The following is a 24,602-nucleotide window of genomic DNA, read 5'->3' on the forward strand; positions in this document are numbered from 1 at the left end:
AAAGCGCCGTTCTCCCGTCCGGGTGGGACGCCCGGGACTAAGGTCTCCCTGTCGCCCCAGGAAAAATATTTCAAGGAGGTGTAAAGCCTGGTCATGGGGAGGTCGGGTTTACAAAAATTAATTATTGTTATGTATTGTAAACTTTTTTGAACCAGGTAGGAAAGTGTATAAAGTAAGATTTCTGCCAATGGAAAAAGAAATAGATGTATTAGAAGGTGAAACCCTACTGGAAGTAATAAGAAAAGCGGGAATTTTTATTGATAGTCCATGCAACGGAAACGGCACTTGCGGCAAGTGTAAAGTAAAGGTATTAGAAGGTAAGGTATATAATTCAAAAGCAAGCAAGGCTATTACAGATGAGGAAATAGAGGAGGGTTACGTTTTAGCATGCTGCTCAAAGGTGATTCAGGATATAACCATAAGAATCCCTCAAGAATCTTCTTCTGCAATGTACGGTATGAAAATTGAAAGTCTTGTTGGTTCTAAAAAAAGAGAGATACTTAAAAGAGCAAAGGATCAGGTACTGAATTACGGAATGGAATTTGTGACATATGTCAGGAAAGATTATATAGAATTAAGTATACCTGATAAACATGATAACATATCTGATGTTGAGAGGTTAAAAAGACATGTAAGGAAAATACTTGGATATACACAAATATATTTCAGACTACCTTTATTAAGAAGGATTCCTCAATTAATAAGAGAAGCAGATTATAAAGTTACAATAACACATATACCTCGCGGAAAGGGTAAAACTACTATTATTAATATGGAAATTGGGGATAAAACCAGCAGGCTCTATGGAGTTGCAATAGATATTGGAACGACATCGGTTTCTACTTGCCTTGTTGATTTATACAGCGGGGAACTGATTGCAGAAGCTTCATCAGGTAATGCACAGATGAAATATGGGGCAGATGTAATTAACAGGATTATTTATTCAACTAAGATAAATGGTATGGAAAAATTAAATCATGCCATTATTAATGAAACAATAAACCCGCTTTTATATAAAATGTATCAAGATGCAAAAGTAAGCAGGGACGAGGTTGTATCACTTGTTGCAGCAGGAAATACGACAATGTCTCATCTTTTTCTGGGTGTTTACGCTAACTTTTTAAGGATGGAGCCATTTATACCTGCCTTTGTAAAAGCACCTTTTATTAAAGCTTCTGAACTAGGAATTGAAGTAAATCCTGAAACCTTTATATATCTTGCACCATCGGTTGCCAGCTATGTTGGAGGTGATATTACAGCCGGTGTATTGGCATCGGGGCTGTGGACATCAGATGAAAATGTGCTGTTTATTGATCTGGGAACAAACGGAGAGATTGTATTTGGAAACAAGGATTATATGATGTCCTGTGCCTGTTCGGCAGGACCGGCTTTTGAAGGCGGAGAGATTAGCTGTGGTATGAGAGCAACAAATGGTGCAATAGAAAAGGTAACAATAGATAAAACGACATACAAGCCCACATTAAAGATTATAGGTGAAGGAAACCCTATCGGAATCTGTGGGTCGGGTATTATTGATTTGATATGTGAGATGATGCTGACAGGTGTAATTAATAGAAAAGGCAGACTCAACAAAGATTTAAATACTGACAGGGTTCGTTTTGATGAAAATGGGATTGGGGAATATGTATTGGCATTTAAAGAAGAATATAATTTAGAAAAGGATATTTACATTACAGAAGTAGATATAGATAATTTTATTAGAGCAAAAGCAGCTATATATTCTGGTGTAACAACATTGCTTACCAGTTTAGGAATGGATTTTACTAATATAGATAAACTCTTGATTGCCGGAGGTATTGGCAACAGCTTAAATATAGAAAATTCAATTATGATAGGTATGCTTCCGGATATTGATAGAAGCAAGATTGCCTATATAGGAAACAGTTCATTGATGGGATGTTATCTGACTATGATGAGTGAAGATGCAAGACGTAAACTGGAGGAAATCGCAAATCAAATGACATATGTAGAACTTAGTTTAGAGCCCGGTTATATGGATGAGTTTGTATCATCTTGTTTTTTACCTCATACTGATATCAATAAGTTTCCCAGTGTTAGGGAACGGTTTGAAAAGTTGTAAAAGAAAGGAGGCAAGGTATCATGTGTGAAGCAAATGCTTATTTAATTACACCGGATGGTGAAGAAAAAATAATGGATTATGTTATTGAGGTAAAACCAAAAGGAGATGAAGAAATACTTTTGACTGATTTATTCGGAGAAGAAAAGCTTATAAAAGGAACGATCAAAGAGATAAAATTACTTGATAATAAAATATTAATAAACAGGAGTGAAAATAAATGAATAATGATTTTAATCATGACCACGACCACGGACATACCCATGACCATGAATGCGGGCATACTCATAATCATACTCATGAACACACACACGAACATACACATGGAGTACCTTTAGAAGAAATTGCTTGCAGTAAAGACGAAAAAACGCTGGATATTCTCTTGGCACATTGGGTGGACCATAATAAGTCTCATGAAGAAAGCTTTATAGAATGGGTTGAAAAATCAAAAGCCATGAATAAAATGGAAACTTCTAAATATATAGAAAAAGCAGTTGAATACATGAAAAAAGCTGATGAGATGTTAATTGAAGCTAAGAAGCATATGTAATATATAGAAACTCTGAAAGGATTGGGAATATGGACAGAGCAGCAATTGATGAGAAAAGAAAAGATAAAATACCATATGAGTATAACAGAGAATTGTTTAAAAAGTGTAATCCAGAAGAGATATATAAAAGAACAGGATGTAAATATAATAGCGATAATAATGAATTTATTGTTAAACTTATGGGAACTAAATACATTGTTAAATTTCCATCCGGGGAAATTCTCAATCAGGATTATAGTGAAGTAAATAATTATCCTTTAAAGACACTTATTTTGAGATATTTAATAAATAGCAAAAAAGTTCCTCCAACAAATAAATATATAACATATAGGGATGTCTCCGGTGGTAATGTTTATTACAATAATTTTTATGGCAGGTGCATTTTTAGGCTTTCAAGGACATTTGGCAATAAGTTGGATAAGTTTAATGAAGCTTTAGAAAGTCTTGGAGCAGAAAAAATTGAGATGGGGGATGCTGCTTATAAATTTGAATTTATAGATAATGTATATTTAGTCTTTGCAATATGGAGTGGTGATGAAGAATTTTCCCCATCTGCACAAATTCTTTTTGATGGCAATATTTCATTTTACTTTACCGCAGAGGATTTGGCATTTGTTGGAGAAATAGCCATTGCAAAATTAAAAGAACTTTCCAATAAATAAGGTAAAAGATTAAATATCCATAGTAGTCTTGTGGTATTCTTAGAAGAATACTTTTTTCTTTTTTAAAATTTATTTAAAACACGAACATTAAATTAATTTTACAGAATATAATTCGAATTTTTCTTGAAAATATGTTAGTTTTTTGTTATCATACAATAGGGGTATTTGCTTTTATTAAAACAAAGGAGTGTTATTAATGAAATTATATGATGTAATAATAATCGGGGGAGGTCCTGCAGGATTATTTACATCTCTTGAGCTTGTTAAAGAAATTGACGGTTTAAAGATATTGCTTCTTGAAAAAGGGAAAAATATACGTGAAAGGCTATGCCCCATAGGCAAATACGGTTCCAAATGTTTAAATTGCAAACCCTGTTCTATTACATGCGGTATTGGAGGAGCAGGTGCTTTCAGTGACGGAAAACTAACATTGACATCTGATTTTGGAGGTGTCCTCGATGAATACCTTGAAAAGTCAGAATTAAATGAGTTTGTAGGGTATGTAGATGATATATATGTTAAATTTGGAGCTACAACAGAGGTTCATGGAACAGATAAAGAGAAGATTAGAGAAATAGAAAGAAGAGCTGCAGCCGCAGACCTTAAATTGATTCCTGCGGTAATCAAGCATCTTGGTACAGAGAAGTGTTATGATATTATTAAAAATATAGAGGATTATTTAAAGGATAAGATTGAAATAAAGACAAAAACGACTGTTTCTAAAATACTTGTTAAGGATAAAAAGGCATATGGTGTTGAAACAGAAGATGGTAAAATCTATACAGGAAAATATATAGTTGTTGTACCGGGCAGGGAAGGTGCTGAATGGTTTAAAGAGGAAGCTAATAGAATAGGACTTGAAACTAAAAACAATGCAGTAGACATAGGCGTAAGGGTTGAGATACCGGCTGTTGTAATGGAAGATATTACAAAGGAGATATATGAATCAAAATTTATTTATCATTCCAAATTATTTGACGACAGGGTGAGGACTTTTTGTATGAATCCATATGGCAAGGTTGTTGTTGAAAACAATAATGGCTTAAAAATAGTTAATGGACATAGTTATAAAGATATTAAAACAGATAATACAAATTTTGCGCTACTTGTAAGTAAGGAATTTACAGAGCCATTTAACCAACCGATTGCATATGGAAGATATATTGCTGCCCTTGCAAATATGCTGGGGGATGGAGTATTAGTGCAAAGGCTTGGGGACTTTTTATCAGGCAGGAGGTCGACACCTGAAAGGTTAAAAAGAGGTCTTGTAGAACCCACTTTAAAAGATGCGACACCGGGGGATTTAAGTCTTGTACTGCCATATAGATTTTTGCAGTCAATAATTGAAATGTTGCAGGCGCTTGATAAAGTATCACCGGGCGTTTTTTCAAAACATACACTTTTATATGGAGTAGAGGTTAAGTTTTATTCATCAAGGGTTAAACTTACAAATAATTTTGAAACACAGGTAAAAAATCTTTTTGCAGCAGGGGATGGTGCTGGAATAACGAGAGGGCTTGTTCAGGCATCAATTTCCGGTGTTGTTGTTGCAAGAGAAATTTTAAACAGGATAAAATAAGAAAGGGGCATAATAATGTCAACATTGGTAATTGTAGGTTCACAGTGGGGTGATGAAGGTAAAGGAAAGGTTACGGATTATTTAGCTGAAAAGGCTGAAGTAGTCGTAAGATATCAGGGAGGGAATAATGCCGGTCATACGGTTAAGCAGGGAGGTATACAGTATAAGCTCCACTTAGTTCCATCTGGAATATTATACCCTGAAAAAATATGCATAATAGGCAACGGGGTTGTTATAGACCCTGCTTCACTCATAGAAGAATTAAACACTTTGAAATCACAGGGAATATGTACAGATAATTTAAAGATAAGTGATAGGGCACATGTAGTTTTTCCTTATCATATAAGGCTTGATGAACTTGAAGAAACAGCAAAAGGGAAAAATGATATTGGTACTACCAAAAGGGGTATAGGTCCCTGCTATATGGATAAATCAGAAAGAATAGGCATAAGAATATGTGACTTACTAAAAAAAGATGTATTGAAAGAAAAATTGAAATTGAATATTGAAAAGAAAAATAAAATATTTAAAGAGGTTTATGGCACTGATGCAATGGATTTCAATGAAATATATGAACGCTACAGAAGATATGCTGATATCTTGAGACCATATGTTACAGATACAACATTACTTTTATATAATTTGATAAAAAGCGGCAGAAAAATTTTATTTGAAGGGGCACAAGGTACTTTGTTGGATATTGACCTTGGCACATATCCATTTGTTACGGCATCACATCCAATAGCAGGTGGGGTTACAGTAGGTGCAGGTGTTGGACCAACAATGATTAATGATGTTATTGGGGTTATAAAGGCATATACAACAAGGGTTGGCAAAGGACCATTTCCAACCGAATTACATGATGAAAATGGAGATTTCTTAAGAGAGCGTGGTAATGAATATGGTACTACCACAGGCAGACCTAGAAGATGTGGCTGGCTTGATACGGTAATACTGAATTTTTCAGTCAGGGTTTCAGGTATGAAGGGATTTGTATTGACAAAACTTGATACACTGACAGGGTTAAAAAAGATTAAGATATGTAAAGGATACAAATATGAAGGGAAAGTCATTGAAAACTTTCCTGCAAGTCTGGAAGACCTTGCATTATGTGAGCCTGTATATGAAGAGATGGATGGCTGGGATGAAGAAATAAGTACCGCAAGAAGTTTCGATGAATTGCCTAATAATGCTAAGAAATATATTAAAAGGATTGAAGAATTAATAGGGATAAATGCATCAATAATATCGGTAGGACCTGACAGGGAGCAAACAATAGTATTGAAGGAATCCTAAAAAATCTTTTTGATATAATTTTTTAATATAAAATGACCTTTAAAGCTTGACATGATAGTTATAATATAATATAATATAAAAGTCGTTCATAAGTGTGAGGGGAGGGATACCCAAGGGGCTAAAGGGGGCAGACTGTAAATCTGTTGGCACAGCCTTCGATGGTTCGAATCCATCTCCCTCCACCATATTACGACCCATTAGCTCAGCCGGCAGAGCACCTGCCTTTTAAGCAGGGTGTCCCGCGTTCGAATCGCGGATGGGTCACCATTTTGATGAATCAGAATAGTTATCTCATATATGGGATAACTATTTTTTTATTCTTATTTATAAACTTTATTTTTATTATGTTATAATATATTGTAAATAAGGATAAAGTATTAGAAAGGGGTTATTAAATATGCTGATGACAAAGCTTACAAAAGAGCAGGAAAACTTGTTAAAACGATTTGTTACTAACATATATGGACCGGTTTATTTCATACATTCATTGCCGGAATTTATAATTCCGCCAATAAATTCCAAGGTCAGCAGAAAAGATACCAGTTGGAGACTTAATATAATAGAATCATTAACAGACGGTGACCTTGATATAAATGAATTTATTTCATCTGGTGAACCTTCTATGGAAGCTGCTATAGATAAAGCAAAATTATTTCATGAAAAATGGGTAGAAAAATTTGGGCATTCCTCAATAGCAGAACAGCATCTTATGCACCTTTGTGTTGAAGATATTTCGAGATATTTGTCTGCATATATAGAATTAATCAATAAAAGACCTTCCTTTATTGAATGGAGTCAAAGATATCAGAAGCCCACAAGAGATAAAGTTATTATTCCTAATGAACTGAAAAACTATTCGGATTTAAAAGATAAATATTTAAAAACATGGAACATATCTTATGACATGTACGAACAATTAGTAGAAAAACTTGTTACATATTTATCAAATACAGTAGAAAAAGAAAAGAATGAAAGTGAAAGAAAATATCAGGACAGAATAAGCAAAATAGCTTTTGAGGATGCCAGATATGCTCTACTATTATCAACCCGTACGAGTTTTGCAGTAGCACTTAATGCACTTGATTTGCTGGATATTTTAAGGAAATTATTGGCACATAAGACGGAGGAGGCAAACACTATAGCACAAAAAATTATTGAAGAGGCAGAGAAAATATCTCCAAGTATGATGAGGCATGTAAGACCTTCAGAGTATCAAAAAAAGGTTGAAAGCAGGCTTGTGGAAATTGCAGGTAGATTAATTACGGAGACGGATAATGTAAAAGATGATGTTGTACTGGTTGATTATACAGGAAGAGATAACGGCATTAAAATGGAAGATGTTTTGATTATGCACATATTATTTTCATATTCCGGCAAATCAATTGAAGCGATAAAAAAAACAGTAAGCAGGTTAACAATTGAAGAAAAATCCAACATAATCAATAAGGCATTTGAAGATATAAATCAATTTGACCATTTGATTGAACCCTTCAGGTCAATAAGATTCAAATTCCAGCTATGTATAAGTGAGGCAAATTGGCACCAGCTTTTAAGGCATAGAACGATAAACTTTAATGTTTATGAACCGACAATTAAAAATGGATATACAGTACCGCCTAGCATAGAAAAGGCAGGGTGCGTTGATTTACTTGAAAATGCAATAAGAGCGTCAGAATTACTCTATGAAGAGTTAAATGAGAAAATTCCTGAAGCAGCTCCATATGCAGTGACAAATGCACATAAAAGGCTTGTGCTTATGGATACAGATTTATGGGCATTTGACCACTTTGCCAATTTACGCTGTACACCTGAAGCACAATGGGATATAAGAAATACAGCATATAAAATGCTTGATTTAATAAAAGAAATTTGTCCTGAATTTTCAAGATTTTTAGCAAGAAGAAAACAGGCTTAGGGGGATAAAAATGGATATGAAATATAAAGAAATAAGTCTTCCCCGCCTTAACAATCTTACACCTTCACTTGAATCCACTACGCTGAAATTGATGGAAGAAGCCGGTGAACTGGCACAGGTCATAGGAAAATTCAGGGGATTAAATGGTGAAAATGTAAATATGAGTGATAAAGAAATTACGGAGAAAATTGCCGAAGAGCTCTTGGATGTTGCTCAGGTGGCGGTATCAATGATGTTTGTACTTGAAGAATCCTATGATATAGATATTAAAGAACAGTTAGAACAGCATATAAATAAATTAAGAAATAAAGGGTATATTAAATAAATTTTACATTAAATATATGGTTAATTGCCGTATATTTTTTTTATGTATGTAAATACTAACAATGAAGTTAATGAAAGGAGGAATTAAAATGCCGCAAATAACAGGTAAAGAATTGTTATATACCGATGATGCTCTTTCCTTAGAAGACCACATGTGCAAATGCCTGAAGGATTGCGCTACAAGGTTACAGGATCAGCAATTAAAGGTGCTTTGTCAAAATCTTTCTGAGAGATGCTGCAACAATTTTAATTCATTATTAAAAAATATAGAATAAGGAGGCATATATATGCAGCGTAATGCAGGTGTAACCGATAAAGATTTAATAATGGGTGTTCTTGGAAATTACAAGCTTGCTATAGAAGTATTATCACATGCAGCAGTTGAATCTGCTAATGACAGGATAAAAGGTAATTTTGTGAATGTACTGAATCAGACTTTTGATGACCAAAAAGCAGTTTGGAATGCAATAAATCAAAGGGGATGGTATCCAGCAAAGCCGGCAATGCCACAGGATATACAAGAAACCAAAAATAAATTTATTCAACCTGTAGGCATAATGTAAACAAATAAAAAATTGTGATATAATAATGGAAGTAGTGTTCACTACTTCCATTATTATATAAGGAGTTGGTTTAAATGTATGACTTGATAATATTAGGCGGAGGACCAGCAGGGCTCACAGCTGGACTTTATGCATGCCGTTCGAAACTTAATACCTTGATGATAGAGAAAATGTATCTTGGTGGGAGGATAATTAATGCACATAAGATTGAGAATTATCCGGGTTATGATAATATAAGCGGTCCTGAGCTTATATCAAAAATGGAGGCACAGACTAAAAAATACGGGCTTCAAATTGTTAATAAAGATGTTGTTGGGCTTGATATAACAGGGGATGTCAAAAAAGTTCAGACAGAGGATGATATATATGAAGCTAAGGCAATTATACTTGCGATGGGGACAACAAATAAAAAATTAGGTCTTGAAAAAGAAAAAAAATTTATTGGTTCAGGTGTATCATTTTGTGCAACTTGCGATGCTGCCTTTTACAAAGAAGCAGATGTTGCTGTAATAGGTGGTGATAATACTGCTGTAATAGAAGCGCAGTATCTTACTAAATTTGCTAAAAAGGTATATATAATTTATAAAGGGAATAGTCTCACTGCTGCAAAAGCTGAACAAGACAAGGCTTTTTCCAATGAAAAAATTGAAATTATTCTTGATAGCGTTGTTAAAGATATTGAAGGCGACAATCAGGTTGAAGGCTTGAAACTTAAAAATCTTAAAACAGGTGAAGAAACTACTATTAAAATTGACGGTATGTTTATATCAATAGGAACGGCTCCTAATATTGAAATTTTAAATGGCGTAATTGATATGGATGAACATAGTTACATTATTACAGACGATGATATGCGGACAAACATACCGGGAGTTTTTGCAGCAGGTGATATAAGACATAAATCCTTAAGGCAGCTTGTGACGGCAATGAGTGATGGTGCAATAGCGGCTTATATTGCTGGAAAATATATAGAAGCGTTAAAAAAATAATCAGGGATTTAACCCTGATTATTTTTTTCCTCATTATTATCTTCTATTGAAATATCATCTTTTTTATCAGTTATATCAATAGTTTCATTGCATTTTGTGTCATCAGTATTTATATCTATAGTGATGGGTGGAGTATTAAACAATAATGCATTCCATGTATTACTATCAACGATACCGGTTGCTGTTAAGCCTCTGCTTTTTTGATACTCTTTAACTGCTTCTTCTGTCTTTGTTCCAAAAATACCGTCAACCGTCCCTTTATAAAATCCCAAGGATTTAAGTCTTGACTGTAGGTTTACTACAAAGGGTCCTGTGTCACCCAACTTAAGCGTGGGATATTCTACTGGTGGTGCTGAGGGACATGGGATAATAATTGTCTGTCCCGGATAAATCAAATTTGGATTAACGATGTAATTTGCCTTTATCAAAGCGTCTAAGGATACTCCATATCTGTTTGCTATGTCCCATAGAGTATCACCAGGTCTGACAACATAGTAAAAAGGACAGGTTGTTGACGGTGGAACCGGCGGAATTGGCGGTACAGGTGGAGCCGGAGGCACAGGGCAAATCGGCGGTACAGGTGGAGCTACTTCTACCGCACCTGGAATAAACAGCATTTGACCTGGATATATTGTGTAAGGAAATACAAGGTTATTAACATATATGATTGATTCATATGGGACACCGAATTTTTCTGCTATTAAATATATGGTATCACTATGTTTTACTGTATAGTATATTCCCTTAACAGGTATTATTAACGTTTGTTCAGGGTGTATTAGGGATGGATTTATGATATTGTTTCTTGTCATTATAATTTCTACAGAGGTATTGAACTTTTTAGCAATTAAGAATAATGTATCACATGATTGTACAACATATGTGAATTCAAATGTAAGCATATTTTTTCCTCCTTTCTTTATTCATAATATGATTTAAACAAAGGAAAGTGACATAGTTATTTTTAATTTGAATAAATTTTATATTAAGAGTGAAAAAGGAAGGGATTCTATATTATGAAGGTCAATAAGTATATATTGATTGCATTTTTATTGTTTTGTATATCGCTGGTTTATAGCTGCCTTAATAAATCAATTGAAATCTTTAATAAGATTCCTGTTTCTAATAAAATAATAATAATTGATGCCGGACATGGCGGCGGTGATCCGGGTAAACCCGGTAAATATGGTAAAAATGAAGATGAATTAAATCTTGAAATAGCAACAAAGTTAAAGGAACTTATTGAGGAAAGCGGTGGTGTAGCTGTAATGACGCGGCAAGGAGATCCATTATCTGATAATTTAATGCAAGACCTTAAAAACAGGGTAAAGAAGGGTAATAATGCCAATGGGGAAGTTTTTATAAGTATACATCAGAATAGTTTCCCGCAGCAGCAGTATAAGGGAGCACAGGTGTTTTATCATAAAAATTCTGAAAAAGGAAAATTCCTTGCAGAAATTCTGCAAAAAGAATTAAAAAATACACTTGATGAAAGTAATGATAGAATGCCTAAGGAAACAAGCACATTTTACATATTAAGAAATGCTAAAATGCCGGCAGTAATAGTTGAATGTGGTTTTATGTCAAATCCTGAAGAGGAAAAATTATTAAATGATAAAAAATATCAGTACAAGATAGCATGGGCAATATATAAGGGACTTATGAGATATTTTAATGAAATTTCATAATTTGTATTTCTGATTATTTATTAAATACAGTAAGACAAATTGACATATATAAGAAAAAATATATAATTAAGATATACAGGGAAGAAATTTTTCCTGAGAGGGGATTTGATATGGTTTTAAGTTACGAGCCCGGAGCAAAAAGCAGAATTATGGTTTGCATAACTCCGCAGATAAGTTGCCGTAGGCTTGTTGAAAGAGGCGCCGAAAGGGCAAAAGAGACAAATGGTGAATTTTGTGTTGTATATGTGAATAAAAATAACGATATTTATAATGATTTGAAAGAACATAAGATTTTAATTGAGCTGTTTGATATGGCACAGAAGATGGGAGGAAGGGTATCGATTTTGGTAGGCAAAAAAATTTCAGACACCCTCGCTGAATTTGCAAGAGATAACGATATCACTGAAATTATAGTTGGCAAATCGTTAAAATCGGCTTTTGAAGTTTTCGTGTATAGTGATGTCATAAATCCACTTATTAAACAGGTAGAAGAGAGCAATATAATGGTAGAGGTCATAGAATAGTTTTTCTATGACTTTTTATTTATATAAATATTTCAAACATAAGATTTAGCAAAATATTTTTTGTTATAGTAATTATATTGTTGTATAATTACTATAAATAAACATTAATTTATTTAAAAATTATTATGCCTCAGGGAGTGAATATTATTGTTTAATGACCTTATTGATATTATAAAAACCATAAGAATCAATGATATTGTAGATATTGCAATTATAGCATATGTTATGTACAAATTTATTATAGTAATAAGAAAAACAAGAGCAGAGCAGCTTCTTAAGGGACTTGTGGTGCTTATCGTTGTAACAAAACTTAGTGAATGGCTTCAATTAAGAACTGTTAATTACTTACTAAAGAATGCTATGACCGTTGGAGTAATCGCACTTTTAATTGTTTTTCAACCGGAATTAAGGCGAGCCCTTGAATCTTTAGGAAGGAGTGAGTTTTTTAGAAAAAATTTTTTTATTATCAATGATGATATGAAGGATATAAAAGAGGTACTGGGGGAAATATGTGATGCTGTTCAATTTCTTTCAAGGTCGAAAATTGGAGCGCTTGTTGTAATTGAAAGGAAAACCGGTCTTAATGAATTTATTGAAACAGGAATATTTATGGATTCAAAGATATCAAGTGAACTTTTGATAAACACATTTATACCTAATACTCCACTGCATGATGGTGCAGTTATTATAAGAGACGATAGAATAATGGCGGCAGGATGTTTTTTACCTTTAACCGACAGCCAGAACTTAAGTACCGAACTTGGAACAAGGCATAGAGCTGCTATTGGTGTTACTGAGGTATCTGACGCCTTAGCAATAATAGTATCAGAAGAAACCGGTACTATATCACTTGCACAGAATGGCAGAATATCAAGACATCTTGATATAAAAACTCTTAGAGAGGTACTTATTAGTATGTTTAAAGCAAAAGAAAACAAAGCGGCGAGTTGGTTGAAATGGGGGAATAAACATGCTGACTAAGGATATAACTATTAAAATCTTCTCGGTTATTCTTGCCTTTCTATTATGGTTATATGTAATGGGGGATGAGAATCCCGAAATTCCATATGAAATGGCAAATATTCCTGTAAAAATTGTAAATATAAATACACTGGAGAAAAAAGGTCTTACAATTGTTGATGAAAAAAATTATTATGTAACATTAAGACTTAGAGGAAGACGTAATGACATATTAAAGTTGAAATCGACTGATATTACAGCACAGGCAGATTTAAGCAGGATTACCTCTAAGGGCATAAATGTTATACCAATAGATATTAATGGGCTTCCGAATAATATAGCACTTGTTTCTATAAGTCCGTCTGAAATCAAAGTTAATGTGGACTATATTGCACAAATAGAAATGCCTGTAAATATTGAAATAAGCGGAAATATTGCCGAAGGATATGCAATGATGCCGGCGGTATCAAAACCTGAAAAAGTATTGATAAGTGGACCAAAAAGTAAAATCAATTTGGTAAAAAATATTGTTGCACAGGTAAATGTATCTAATAAAAATAAAGATATGAATATATCAGTTCCTGTAATTGCACTTGATAAGGATAATAAAGAAGTAAAAGGAATTAATATAGACCCCAAGTTTGTGAATATAAATATTGAAGTTAATAAAACAGTAAAAGTACCGGTTAATGCTAAAATTATTGGTAAAGTACAGGATGGATATGACATAGCTTCAGTAAATGTGATGCCGGAGTATGTATATATTACTGGTTCTGATAGTATTTTAGATAAGATTAAGAGTATTAATACAAAACAAATTGATATAACAGGTTTAAATCATAAGATAACCCAAGATATACCGTATGACCTTCCTGAGGGAGCAAAACTAGTAAAAAATGATTCAACGGCTAAAGTTTTTATTGATATACAAAAAGTTATTACTAAGGATATCGTAATAAATAATATACAGGTTAAGGATAGTCAAAATAGAAATCCTCAGCTTAGCAATCAAACTGTGACTGTTACAGTGTCTGGTGTTGAAAGTGTTGTTAATTCGGCAGTACCGGATAATTTTAATGCATACGTAGATGTTTCTAATTTTGGTTCAGGCAAACAAAATGTAAATATTAATGTTACCACAAATTTAAATCTTAAAATAATAAAAATAAATCCTGATACAGCAAATGTAACTATACCTTAATTAATAAGGTGAGGGGAAGATCATAGGAGGCAAATAATGGATTTTAATAGGCTTACTGTTATACTTGGGCATTATGGCACAGGTAAAACTGAAATTGCAATAAATTATGCTAAATATATCAAGAAATGCGGCAAAAATGTGGAGATTGTTGACCTTGACATAGTAAATCCGTATTTTCGTTCAAGGGAAGTCAGAAAAGAGCTTATGGAAACATGGGGGATAAAGGTAACTGGGACAGAGGAGAAATATATGAATGCGGATGTACCAGCTCTTTCAAGGAATATTTATGGAGCACTGCAGAATAAAGAAAAATATGCGGTAATTGATGTAGGAGGTGATGATGCGGGTGCTGTGGCATTTGGACAGTACCATAATATAGTAAAAGATCAGAATGCAGATATATTATTTGTTGTAAATGTAAATAGACCTTTTACAAAGGACGCAGATTCTGTTATAGAATATATAAATCTTGTTGAGACAGCGGCAAGGGTGAAGATAACGCACCTTGTCAATAATACACATCTTTTAAATGAAACTACAGTTCAGGATGTGTTAAAAGGGCATAAAGTTGTCAAAGAAGTAAGCCAAAGAACTGGTATAGCTATAAAGATGGCTGCAGTAAAAAAGGAATTAGCATCAGAGGTTCCTGATCTAAGTTATTTGGTATTACCTATAGAATTGCATATGAAAACACCATGGAATATCTGAAAGGAGGGTTTTTTGTGAAAGAGGTAATTTTCAATGAAGATTTGTGCAAAGGATGTGAGCTATGCAGGGCAGCATGTCCAGTACATATAATTGAAATGGATTTGAATAAGCTAAATTCAAAAGGATACCATCCTGCTACAATAAGACCTGAAAACATGGTTTTATGTATCAGCTGTGGATCTTGTGCAATGATGTGTCCGGATATTGTGATAACAGTCAAAAAGTGAGGAGGGATTGAAGATGGCAAAGGTATTAATGAAAGGCAATGAAGCATTGGCAGAAGCTGCTATACAAGCGGGATGCAGGTATTATTTCGGATATCCTATTACACCCCAAAATGAAATAACAGCATATATGGCAAAAAGAATGCCACAGGTTGGCGGGGTATTCTTGCAAGCTGAGAGCGAAGTATCTGCAATAAATATGGTATATGGTGCTGGGGGAGCAGGTGGGAGAGTCCTTATAACTTCCAGCAGTCCCGGAATAAGCCTTATGCAGGAAGGCATTTCATATATAGCAGGTGCAGAACTTCCCTGTGTAATAGCAAACATTATGAGAGGAGGTCCCGGCTTAGGAGGTATACAGCCATCACAGTCGGATTATTTTCAAGCTACAAAGGGGGGCGGGCATGGCGATTATAAATTGATTGTCTTGGCACCGTCAACAATACAGGAGATGGCAGAACTTACGATGGAGGCTTTTAATATAGCTGATAAGTATAGGAATCCTGTTATGATCCTTGGAGATGGAATGATAGGTCAAATGATGGAACCTGTTGATTTTGAAAGTATTAAAAAAACAGATGAGGTTTTACCTGAGAAAACATGGGCAACAACAGGAAAAGGCAAAAGAGGCAAAAAGAATATTATTACTTCATTGGAACTTGACCCGCAGTTACTTGAAAAGCATAATTTTGATATATTCAAAAAATATAAAGAAGCACAGGAAAATGAGATAAGATATGAAATGAAAGATTGTGAAAATGCAGATGTAATACTTGTAGCATATGGTACAATAGCACGTATTGCAAAAGATGTTATTGAAAAAGCTAAAAAACATAAAATGAAGATAGGGCTTATAAGACCAATTTCATTGTGGCCTTTTCCGCAGGAGCCATTTAAAAAAACAGCAAATAAAACATCGGCATATTTAGCCCTTGAGATGAGTATGGGACAAATGGTAGAGGATGTGAGACTGTCGGTTAATGGCAGGAAACCGGTGTATTTTTATGGGAGGACAGGCGGAATGGTGCCTGAAGTAGAAGCCATATTAAATGAGATTAAAAAGATTTTAGGGGGTGTACTTTAATGACAATTGTATTTAAGAGAACAAAGGGGCTGACAGATATACCTTTTCACTATTGCCCCGGCTGTACACATGGTATTATTCACCGGCTTGTGGCAGAAGCTATGGAAGAACTAAACGTGCTTGATATGGCAATAGGTGTTGCACCTGTTGGCTGTGGAGTATTTGCATATGAATATTTCAACTGTGATATGCAGGAGGCATCGCACGGAAGGGCACCGGCAGTTGCAACAGGTATAAAAAGGGTACATCCTGAGAGTATTGTTTTTACATATCAAGGGGATGGAGACCTTGCGGCAATAGGTACGACTGAAATAGTTCATGCCGCGGTAAGGGGTGAAAATATTACGGTGATATTTGTAAATAATGCAATATATGGAATGACAGGTGGGCAGATGGCTCCAACCTCATTAATAGGTCAAGAGACATTGACAACACCCTATGGTAGAACACCGGATAAAAACGGCTATCCAATAAGGATATGCGAGATGCTTTCCACATTGGATGGAGGCGCATATATTGAAAGGGTTGCTGTATATGATGTAATGCATGTGAAAAAGGCTAAAGAAGCTATAAAAAATGCTTTTACAGCACAGATAAAGAAAAAAGGCTTTTCACTTATCGAGGTACTTTCAAGCTGTCCGACAAACTGGGGGTTGTCTCCCATTGAGGCTTTAAAATGGGTAAAAGAGCATATGGAGCCTTTCTATCCTCTTGGAATATATAAAAATACCCTTGAGGATGTAAAATGCACTGTGCCTGCTTTTTCCTATCCTCCTATAACTTATATATAAAAATATTTTTGAGGGAGTAAAATAGATTTATGTGGATAATTATGGAGATGATAAAATGGAAGAAAAGATGATATTTGCGGGATTTGGAGGACAGGGTGTTATGTCAATGGGGCAGCTTTTGGCATATGCCGGTATGATGGAGGGCAAGAATGTATTATGGCTTCCTTCTTATGGTCCTGAAATGCGTGGAGGAACAGCCAACTGCCATATTACAATTTCTGATGAACCTATCAGTTCACCAATCATAACAGAAGCAACAATTGTTGTTGCTATGAATAGGCCTTCTTTAGAAAAGTTTGAAAATAATTTAATACCGGGAGGCAAATTATTCATAAATAGTTCAATAGCCGGTGAAAAACCTCAGAGAACAGACATTGAAGTATATGAGATACCGGCAAATGACATAGCAAATGAACTGGGAAATTTAAAAGTAGCAAACATGGTAATACTTGGTGCACTCATTGATAGAACGAATCTTATTAAAAGAGAATCCCTGCTTGAAGCATTAAAGAAGGTTTTAGGGTCTACTAAGGAACACCTTATTTCAATAAATGAACAGGCACTTACAAGAGGTGCTGATATTGTAAAGAAACAGCCTTTATAATGACATATTATGTATATTTGTAGTTTTATAGTGCAAAATATCAAATAAATAAATCATGTGAAGACAAGGAATGGTTTTATACCCTTGAAAAAGTTGATGAAATGAAGAATATAGTTATGGATAGAGTAAAAACAATGGAGGGATAAAAAATATGAAGAAAGTTGGGCTTGTTCTTGGCGGCGGAGGTGCGAGAGGATATGCACATATAGGGGTATTGAAGGTAATCGAAAAATATAATATACCGGTGGATTTTATTGTAGGCTCCAGTATGGGAAGTATCATCGGTGCATGCTATGCGGCAGGAATGCCCATTGAAGAGATAGAAAAGACAGCTTCGAACATGAGTCATTTGAAATTTTTACAGCTACTTGATTTCAATTTTCCGAGAAAGGGGCTTATATCAGGAAAAATACTTGAAAGATATTTCGATGAATTGATAGATGGAAAAACTTTTAAAGACCTTAAAATTCCCTTTGTTGTTACTGCAACAGATATCATCACAGGACGGGAGATAGTAATTAAAGAAGGCTCTGTTGCAAAGGCTGTTAGGGCAAGTATATCTATACCGGGTATTTTTGTACCTGTAAAACATGATAAATACATCCTTGCAGATGGTTCTATAATTAATTTTTTGCCTGTAAATGTAGCAAAGGCAATAGGGTCAGATATAGTGATAGCGGTTGATGTAAGTTCAGAAATTGATAGTACAAATTCATTTATAAATATGAAAAAATCCGTTGATGGCATGAAAAATTTCTTTGAAAAAAATAGGTATATTGGAAAAGAAAGGCATGGCAATATCTACAGAAAAATAAGAAATACTATTCCTGATGTTTTTAAATACACTTACAGGTCGCTGCAACTTGTTGAATCAGATACTACCGAAGAATATTTTTACAGCAATTGCGATAACAATGATATAATAATTATTAAACCTGATGTCAAAGATATAAAGTGGTATAAATTTGACCTTGCTGGTGAGTGTATTAAAAGAGGTTTTGTATCAGCGGTTGATAAAGCAGAAGTGATAGTAGAGAGAATATCTTCTTAAATATTCTCTCTACGGGGGGTGTTAAATCTTAAAGTAGCTGTGTACTCTTGGGTCAAAATTTTTCATACTTGAAAGGGGTGAAGTTTCTTTTATAATTTCACCGGTCAAGGTCAAACCGCGGGATATAATATCAAAACCGTATTTCTCCCGGATTTTATCAACAACGGTGTTTAATTTTTTAAGTTTTTCATATCTTAAGTTTTGGGAAAAACAGATTTGGACTTCTTTATCTATTTTAACAAGATTTGATATACTGACACCCAGCATACGAATTTTAAAACCAGAAGGATAATTTTCCATAAAAAGTCTTAGAGAGGTTTCAAATATATCTTCTGTAAGGACAGTATAATTGATTGAACATGAGCGTGTTATGGTTTTAAAATTTGAATCTTTAACTATGAGGTTTATTGTTTTACCCATAAAATTATGTTTTCTCATTCGATTGCCTATCATTTCTGAAAGGCAAAGAAGAGCCCGTTTTATATCTTCAATATCCGTATAATCCTTAGGAAGGGTGATTGTATTGCCAAAGGATTTTGCATCTGTTGCATATGGTCTGACAGGGCTTAAATCAATTCCATTGGCAAAATAATATATATCTCTTCCACATTTTCCAAAAAGCTCTATAAGAAAACTCAAAGGAGTATTGGCAAGATTTCCGATTGTATATATACCAAGGCTTTTTAATTTTCTTTCCCTTGCGCTGCCTATCCATATAAGTTCATGTACATCAAGAGGCCATAGGACATCCTTTATATCTGACAGAGGGAGATATGTGATGCCCATAGGCTTCTTCAATTCAGATGCCATCTTTGCTACAAGCTTATTTTCAGATATACCTATAGAACATGGCAAATCAAGATTATTCTTTATTTTTTTCTGTATTTTATCAGCAATTTCCAGAGGATTTCCAAAAAGCTTTTCACATCCTGTGATATCTACCCATGCTTCATCAATAGAGAATTGTTCAACTAAGGGAGAAAACCCCTTTAAAATATTTATCATATTTATGGAAAATTGAGTATAGCAGTCAAAATCAGGTTTTAGAAAAACGGCATCTGGGCATAAAGCCTTAGCCTGCCAATTTGGCATTCCTGTTTTTATGCCAAATTTCCTTGCTTCATATGAAGCAGTAAGGACGATGCCATGGCGTTTACAGGGGTCACCTGCTACAAGTACAGGCTTCCCTTTTAAATTCTTATTTTTTGCCTGTTCACAAGAGGCGTAAAAAGCATTCATATCGACATGCAGTATATTTCGCATATTTTCACCCCATAGAAACATGTATTCTTAAAACTTATGTTCGTATAATAGTATATATTATTTTTTATAAAAAGAAAAGAGGTTTTTTTATACAGCTTAAAATTTATCGTAAATTGCATAATTTTTGTTGATGTGATATTATAATATCGAATGTTTTACGAGAGGAGTTAGAGAATGGCAAGATTATTTGGTACTGATGGTGTCAGAGGAATCGCAAACAGTGAGCTTACACCTCAATTGGCATTTGAACTTGGCAGAGCTGGTGCATTTGTATTGACAGAAGGAACACACAGACCTAAGATTATAATCGGGAGAGATAGCCGTATATCTGGTGATATGCTTGAATGTGCATTAACAGCAGGACTTACATCAGTGGGGGCGGAAGTCATAAGTGTTGGTATTATCCCAACACCTGCTGTTGCGTATCTTACGAGGCTGTATAGCGCAAATGCGGGGGTTGTTATATCAGCATCTCACAATCCTGTTGAATATAATGGAATTAAGTTTTTTGATAAAAATGGATATAAACTTCCTGATGAAGTTGAGAATAAAATAGAAAAGATAATGAAAGAAAAAATAGAGCTGCCGGTACCAACAGGTACAGGTATAGGAGTACGCAGAGAATGTGCAGAAGCTCAAAGGGACTATATTGAATTTTTGAAGTCTACAATTGAGGGTGATTTAAAGGGATTAAAAATAGTCCTTGATTGTGCATATGGTGCCAGCAGTACAACAGCTCCTATCCTCTTTAAGGAGCTTGGAGCGAATGTTATACTATATGCAGCAGAACCCCTTGGAGAGAAAATCAATGTAGATTGTGGTTCTACACATCCTGAAAAATTACAAGAACTGGTTTTGAAAAATGGTGCTGATTTAGGTCTTGCATTTGACGGAGATGCAGACAGGCTGATTGCAGTTGATGAGAAAGGAAATATCGTAGATGGGGACCACATCATGGTGATATGTGGAATATATCTTAAAACCCATGGAAAGTTGAAAAATAATACTGTTGTTGTAACGGTTATGAGCAATATAGGACTTGATATAGCACTTAAGCAACATGAAATAAATATTGTTAAAACAAAGGTTGGCGACAGGTATGTGATAGAAGAAATGATTAAAGGTGATTATTCTATTGGTGGAGAACAATCAGGGCATATAATATTTTCTGAACATAATACAACAGGAGATGGAGAAATAACAGCGCTTAAAGTAGCAAAACTTTTAAAAGAAAGCGGAAAGCCTCTTTCTGAGATATCCTCCTGTATGGTTTCATATCCACAGGTTTTAGTAAATGCTAAGGTTAAAAATGAATTAAAATATGAATATATGAGAGACGAAGATATAAACAGGGAAATAGAAAAACTAAAAAACTGCATGAAGGGAGAAGGACGTGTTTTAATAAGACCTTCCGGTACGGAACCACTCGTTCGGGTTATGGTAGAAGGCAAAGACCATAGTAAAATAGAAGCAATGGCAAAAGAACTTGCTACTCTTATTGAAAAGAAGCTAAATTAGTATGTAATAAAGAAAGGAGATATGTTTCTATCGAAAGGGGGAATGTGTAATGACAATGACAAATGAATAAAAGCGCCTGGACTTAAGGTGTTCCTTAAGTTGACGAGGACAGGGTTTATCGAGATTTCGGCGGATACCCTGCGGTTTGCTGCGACCGAAAAGAACCGGTAAAACCATGGGCGACCATGACATAGAGCGGTTCGGGCAGAAAAACACTAATTTCGAGAGGAGACTTAATATGTGCGGAATTGTTGGATATATTGGCGATGAACAGGCGACGCCAATATTGTTGGAAGGTTTAAAAAAACTTGAGTACAGGGGCTATGATTCAGCAGGTATAGCAGTTCTGAGGGACGGTAATATAGAAATAAAGAAATCTAAAGGAAGAATAAGTGTATTAGAGGAAGCAATAAAAAAAGATGACCTTATTGGTTCGGTAGGTATTGGTCATACAAGGTGGGCAACACATGGGGAGCCATCAGATAACAATTCGCATCCTCATTTATCACAGTCCGGTATTATAGCTGTTGTCCATAACGGTATAATAGAAAACTATCAGCCATTAAAAAAATTGCTTGTCCAGGAAGGTTATAAATTCAAATCAGAAACGGATACTGAGGTTATTGCGAATTTGATGGAATATTATTACAAAGGGGATATAGTAGAAACGGTAAAAAAGGTATTAGATAGGATAGAAGGCTCATATGCACTGGGTGTTCTTTCAAAAGATTGTCCTGATATGATTATCGCAGCAAAAAAAGACGCACCTCTTATAGTGGGACTTGGTAAAGGCGAAAATTTTATAGCTTCCGATGTCCCGGCAATATTGAAGCATACAAGAGATGTTTATTTTCTTGATGATAAGGAAATAGCCATAATTAAAAAAGATAGCGTTAAGATTATTGATATATTTGGGAGAGAAATAAAAAAATCAGTGTATAAAGTAAAATGGGATGTTGAAGCTGCTGAAAAAGGTGGATATGAGCATTTCATGCTAAAGGAAATACATGAACAGCCAAAGGCTATAAAAGATACCTTAAGAGGTAGGATTGTCGATGGATGTGATATAGTCTTAGACGATTTAAAAATAACAAAAGAACAGCTTGCAAATATTGATAAAATATTTATAGTAGCATGTGGTACAGCATATCACGCAGGTATTGTCGGCAAATATACTATAGAGAAATTTGCAAGAATACCGGTTGAGGTTGATATTGCATCAGAATTCAGGTATAGAAATCCTATAATAAATGAAAGGACACTAACTATTGTTATCAGCCAGTCAGGAGAAACGGCAGATACAATTGCAGCGCTAAAAGAAGCGAAAAGCCATGCCTCAAGGGTTATTGCTATAACAAATGTAGTTGGGAGCACTGTTTCAAGGGAGGCAGATGATGTTATATATACATGGGCTGGTCCCGAGATAGCTGTTGCATCAACAAAAGCATATACAACACAGCTTGTTGCCATATATCTCATAGCACTGGATCTTGCATTAAAGAAGGGTACTATTACAAGAGAATATGCAGCTGAAATCTGTGAAGGATTAAAAGCCCTGCCTGAGAAAATACAGAATTTCCTTGATAATAAAGATGAAATACAAAAATTTGCATCAGAACATTATAATACAAGGGATGTTTTTTATCTCGGCAGGGGGCTTGATTATGCTGTTGCAATGGAAGGTTCTCTTAAGCTGAAGGAGATTTCATATATACATTCAGAGGCATATGCGGCAGGAGAATTAAAACATGGCACCTTAGCATTGATAGAAGATGGAACACTGACAATAGCAATAGCTACACAGGAGAACCTGTTTGAAAAAATGCTCAGCAATATAAGAGAAGTAACGACAAGAGGTGGTTATGTATTGGCATTTGTAATGGAGGGTAATACACAGCTTGAAGGTGTTGTTGGAAAAGTAATCTATTTACCGGAAACATTAGAAGAAATAGCGCCTATTATGGCAGTAGTGCCGCTTCAGCTTCTTGCATATTATATGGCAGTCGATAAGGGCTGTGATGTAGATAAACCACGTAATCTTGCTAAAAGCGTTACTGTAGAATAAAGAACGAGATATATATGTTGTATTTGTTTCCCCCTAATATATTCACTCCAAACAGGAGGCAATAGAAATAAAAAAGTCGGGGGAAAAGGAGATAAGAGTAAAGGGATAAGGTTTAAGTCTGGAATGACTTTATTATGCCAAATATAAAAAAGTCATTCCAAAATAGATATAGAAAATAGAGAGACTTAATTAGATGTGGAAAATTACAAAGGCAGTAGTGTCAAGGGTTTTGAGGAAGGGGAGTGGAGAGAGTTTATTAATTTTTTAAAAAATAACGCCAACATTCCATGTTTGATTTAACAAAAGCCTTTTTACAAATTTTACTTTAAGCATCTTTCATCACCTTTTTCCCTGCATATTAAGAAATCTATATCAATAAGAACAAGGGCAAAATCTTTCCCATCCCATTAACTTAGCAGTCCCGGCAGCCGTTGTCCCAAAAAAGATCAAGGGTTTTCGGACCTTTAAAATATTCTCAATCGTTCCATTAACAACAATACTCCCTGTTACCAATGCAGGTATGTCAAACTTGCTCTTTAAATACTCTGCTCCGCTTCCTCTGAATCTCTGCACAGTGCAAAGGTAGCCAATGAGTTAGACATATCTTCGATTTCCTCTAATTTTGTACCTCCTTTAGGATAATAAGGAATTGATTGAGGCGGACGCAAAGGTGCATCAAGAGTATCTGAAATATCAAACAGTATTATGCCTTCTATACCCATTTCTTTAAGAAGATGCTTGATTTCCCGTATATCACCCGGTGTTATTATCCCTGGGATTATATTTACTTTAGACCTTAACCCTTAATCCACCGAACAACTTTATTCCATTTCATTTGAAATTCTTAAACCTAATCCACAGTAAGACTTTATTCCATGGAAAAAGATGGGCACTACGGAAATCAAGGATTGAGAGAGGGGGGAGGGAAAGGGTTTATTTCAAATA

27 protein-coding genes and 2 tRNA genes are annotated in these 24,602 nt (G+C 34.7%); 25 read left to right on the plus strand and 4 right to left on the minus strand.

Going from position 1 to position 24,602, the window contains the following annotated elements:
* Nucleotides 1–163 precede the first annotated feature (163 nt).
* The 13 genes from acsV (at nucleotide 164) to trxB (ending at nucleotide 9,976) form a co-directional block, all read left to right on the plus strand.
* The gene (gene acsV, locus AC0LWJ_RS09445) at nucleotides 164–2,101 is read left to right on the plus strand and encodes a corrinoid activation/regeneration protein AcsV (protein ID WP_474239726.1); all 1,938 of its coding nucleotides are present in this window, start codon (nucleotides 164–166) and stop codon (nucleotides 2,099–2,101) included.
* A gap of 20 nt (nucleotides 2,102–2,121) precedes the next feature.
* A complete protein-coding gene (locus AC0LWJ_RS09450; RefSeq protein WP_474239728.1) occupies nucleotides 2,122–2,322 on the plus strand; it encodes a CooT family nickel-binding protein in 201 nt (66 codons plus the stop codon).
* A complete protein-coding gene (locus AC0LWJ_RS09455) occupies nucleotides 2,319–2,648 on the plus strand; it encodes a DUF8180 domain-containing protein (RefSeq protein WP_474239730.1) in 330 nt (109 codons plus the stop codon). The genes AC0LWJ_RS09450 and AC0LWJ_RS09455 overlap by 4 nt, the downstream gene beginning before the upstream one ends.
* 29 nt (nucleotides 2,649–2,677) lie before the next feature.
* Nucleotides 2,678–3,310, plus strand: a complete 633-nt coding sequence (locus AC0LWJ_RS09460) for a DUF3786 domain-containing protein (protein WP_474239732.1) — start codon at nucleotides 2,678–2,680, stop codon at nucleotides 3,308–3,310.
* Nucleotides 3,311–3,506: 196 nt separating this feature from the next.
* On the plus strand, nucleotides 3,507–4,889 hold the full coding sequence (locus tag AC0LWJ_RS09465; protein WP_474239734.1) for an NAD(P)/FAD-dependent oxidoreductase: 1,383 nt from the start codon (nucleotides 3,507–3,509) through the stop codon (nucleotides 4,887–4,889).
* Nucleotides 4,890–4,904: 15 nt separating this feature from the next.
* Complete coding sequence (locus tag AC0LWJ_RS09470) at nucleotides 4,905–6,185, plus strand: adenylosuccinate synthase (RefSeq protein WP_474239736.1); 1,281 nt, start codon at nucleotides 4,905–4,907, stop codon at nucleotides 6,183–6,185.
* Nucleotides 6,186–6,285: 100 nt separating this feature from the next.
* Nucleotides 6,286–6,370 (plus strand) — tRNA-Tyr (locus AC0LWJ_RS09475).
* 6 nt (nucleotides 6,371–6,376) lie between these two features.
* Nucleotides 6,377–6,452: transfer RNA gene (locus AC0LWJ_RS09480), tRNA-Lys, on the plus strand.
* Between the two features lie 130 nt (nucleotides 6,453–6,582).
* Nucleotides 6,583–8,100, plus strand: coding sequence for an FAD-dependent thymidylate synthase (locus tag AC0LWJ_RS09485; RefSeq protein ID WP_474239738.1), 1,518 nt, complete (start codon nucleotides 6,583–6,585; stop codon nucleotides 8,098–8,100).
* Nucleotides 8,101–8,110: 10 nt separating this feature from the next.
* Complete coding sequence (locus AC0LWJ_RS09490) at nucleotides 8,111–8,425, plus strand: MazG-like family protein (RefSeq protein ID WP_284679933.1); 315 nt, start codon at nucleotides 8,111–8,113, stop codon at nucleotides 8,423–8,425.
* An 88-nt stretch (nucleotides 8,426–8,513) separates the two neighbouring features.
* A complete protein-coding gene (locus tag AC0LWJ_RS09495) occupies nucleotides 8,514–8,699 on the plus strand; it encodes a spore coat protein (protein WP_474239740.1) in 186 nt (61 codons plus the stop codon).
* 12 nt (nucleotides 8,700–8,711) lie between these two features.
* The gene (locus AC0LWJ_RS09500; RefSeq protein ID WP_474239741.1) at nucleotides 8,712–8,987 is read left to right on the plus strand and encodes a spore coat protein; all 276 of its coding nucleotides are present in this window, start codon (nucleotides 8,712–8,714) and stop codon (nucleotides 8,985–8,987) included.
* Between the two features lie 74 nt (nucleotides 8,988–9,061).
* Complete coding sequence (gene trxB, locus AC0LWJ_RS09505) at nucleotides 9,062–9,976, plus strand: thioredoxin-disulfide reductase (RefSeq protein WP_474239743.1); 915 nt, start codon at nucleotides 9,062–9,064, stop codon at nucleotides 9,974–9,976.
* Nucleotides 9,977–9,984: 8 nt separating this feature from the next.
* On the opposite strand, the gene AC0LWJ_RS09510 is transcribed toward trxB, so the two are convergent.
* The gene (locus AC0LWJ_RS09510) at nucleotides 9,985–10,878 is read right to left on the minus strand and encodes a LysM peptidoglycan-binding domain-containing protein (protein WP_474239745.1); all 894 of its coding nucleotides are present in this window, start codon (nucleotides 10,876–10,878) and stop codon (nucleotides 9,985–9,987) included.
* Nucleotides 10,879–10,992: 114 nt separating this feature from the next.
* Between AC0LWJ_RS09510 and cwlD the strand changes: the two genes are divergently transcribed.
* The 10 genes from cwlD (at nucleotide 10,993) to AC0LWJ_RS09560 (ending at nucleotide 18,811) form a co-directional block, all read left to right on the plus strand.
* Nucleotides 10,993–11,664, plus strand: a complete 672-nt coding sequence (gene cwlD, locus AC0LWJ_RS09515) for an N-acetylmuramoyl-L-alanine amidase CwlD (protein WP_474239747.1) — start codon at nucleotides 10,993–10,995, stop codon at nucleotides 11,662–11,664.
* A gap of 110 nt (nucleotides 11,665–11,774) precedes the next feature.
* A complete protein-coding gene (locus AC0LWJ_RS09520) occupies nucleotides 11,775–12,188 on the plus strand; it encodes a universal stress protein (RefSeq protein WP_474239748.1) in 414 nt (137 codons plus the stop codon).
* Between the two features lie 147 nt (nucleotides 12,189–12,335).
* Nucleotides 12,336–13,169: a diadenylate cyclase CdaA gene (cdaA, locus tag AC0LWJ_RS09525; protein WP_474239750.1), complete on the plus strand. Its 834-nt coding sequence runs from the start codon at nucleotides 12,336–12,338 to the stop codon at nucleotides 13,167–13,169.
* The gene (locus tag AC0LWJ_RS09530) at nucleotides 13,159–14,349 is read left to right on the plus strand and encodes a CdaR family protein (protein WP_474239752.1); all 1,191 of its coding nucleotides are present in this window, start codon (nucleotides 13,159–13,161) and stop codon (nucleotides 14,347–14,349) included. The genes cdaA and AC0LWJ_RS09530 overlap by 11 nt, the downstream gene beginning before the upstream one ends.
* Nucleotides 14,350–14,385: 36 nt before the next feature.
* Nucleotides 14,386–15,057: a nucleotide-binding protein gene (locus AC0LWJ_RS09535; RefSeq protein ID WP_474239754.1), complete on the plus strand. Its 672-nt coding sequence runs from the start codon at nucleotides 14,386–14,388 to the stop codon at nucleotides 15,055–15,057.
* A gap of 14 nt (nucleotides 15,058–15,071) precedes the next feature.
* Entirely contained in the window at nucleotides 15,072–15,284 is a 213-nt protein-coding gene (locus AC0LWJ_RS09540) for a 4Fe-4S dicluster domain-containing protein (protein ID WP_474239756.1), read from the plus strand.
* Between the two features lie 13 nt (nucleotides 15,285–15,297).
* Nucleotides 15,298–16,365 carry a 3-methyl-2-oxobutanoate dehydrogenase subunit VorB gene (locus tag AC0LWJ_RS09545; protein WP_474239758.1) on the plus strand — a complete coding sequence of 356 codons (1,068 nt, stop codon included), beginning with the start codon at nucleotides 15,298–15,300 and terminating at the stop codon, nucleotides 16,363–16,365.
* Complete coding sequence (locus AC0LWJ_RS09550; protein WP_474239760.1) at nucleotides 16,365–17,156, plus strand: thiamine pyrophosphate-dependent enzyme; 792 nt, start codon at nucleotides 16,365–16,367, stop codon at nucleotides 17,154–17,156. The genes AC0LWJ_RS09545 and AC0LWJ_RS09550 overlap by 1 nt, the downstream gene beginning before the upstream one ends.
* Nucleotides 17,157–17,211: 55 nt before the next feature.
* On the plus strand, nucleotides 17,212–17,760 hold the full coding sequence (locus tag AC0LWJ_RS09555) for a 2-oxoacid:ferredoxin oxidoreductase subunit gamma family protein (protein WP_474239762.1): 549 nt from the start codon (nucleotides 17,212–17,214) through the stop codon (nucleotides 17,758–17,760).
* Between the two features lie 151 nt (nucleotides 17,761–17,911).
* The gene (locus AC0LWJ_RS09560) at nucleotides 17,912–18,811 is read left to right on the plus strand and encodes a patatin-like phospholipase family protein (protein ID WP_474239764.1); all 900 of its coding nucleotides are present in this window, start codon (nucleotides 17,912–17,914) and stop codon (nucleotides 18,809–18,811) included.
* 21 nt (nucleotides 18,812–18,832) lie between these two features.
* Here the strand turns inward: AC0LWJ_RS09560 and dinB are convergent, their stop codons facing one another.
* A complete protein-coding gene (gene dinB, locus AC0LWJ_RS09565) occupies nucleotides 18,833–20,074 on the minus strand; it encodes a DNA polymerase IV (RefSeq protein WP_474239765.1) in 1,242 nt (413 codons plus the stop codon).
* A gap of 174 nt (nucleotides 20,075–20,248) precedes the next feature.
* Between dinB and glmM the strand changes: the two genes are divergently transcribed.
* Together glmM and glmS are read left to right on the plus strand one after the other, a co-directional pair.
* Nucleotides 20,249–21,592 carry a phosphoglucosamine mutase gene (gene glmM, locus AC0LWJ_RS09570; RefSeq protein WP_474239767.1) on the plus strand — a complete coding sequence of 448 codons (1,344 nt, stop codon included), beginning with the start codon at nucleotides 20,249–20,251 and terminating at the stop codon, nucleotides 21,590–21,592.
* A 238-nt stretch (nucleotides 21,593–21,830) separates the two neighbouring features.
* Entirely contained in the window at nucleotides 21,831–23,657 is a 1,827-nt protein-coding gene (gene glmS / locus AC0LWJ_RS09575; RefSeq protein ID WP_474239785.1) for a glutamine--fructose-6-phosphate transaminase (isomerizing), read from the plus strand.
* A gap of 372 nt (nucleotides 23,658–24,029) precedes the next feature.
* Here the strand turns inward: glmS and AC0LWJ_RS09580 are convergent, their stop codons facing one another.
* Together AC0LWJ_RS09580 and AC0LWJ_RS09585 are read right to left on the minus strand one after the other, a co-directional pair.
* Nucleotides 24,030–24,230, minus strand: a complete 201-nt coding sequence (locus AC0LWJ_RS09580; RefSeq protein WP_474239769.1) for a hypothetical protein — start codon at nucleotides 24,228–24,230, stop codon at nucleotides 24,030–24,032.
* On the minus strand, nucleotides 24,194–24,439 hold the full coding sequence (locus AC0LWJ_RS09585) for a nitrogenase component 1 (protein WP_474239787.1): 246 nt from the start codon (nucleotides 24,437–24,439) through the stop codon (nucleotides 24,194–24,196). The genes AC0LWJ_RS09580 and AC0LWJ_RS09585 overlap by 37 nt, the downstream gene beginning before the upstream one ends.
* Nucleotides 24,440–24,602 lie beyond the last annotated feature (163 nt).

This window comes from Aceticella sp. 75b-Ac (assembly GCF_056032965.2).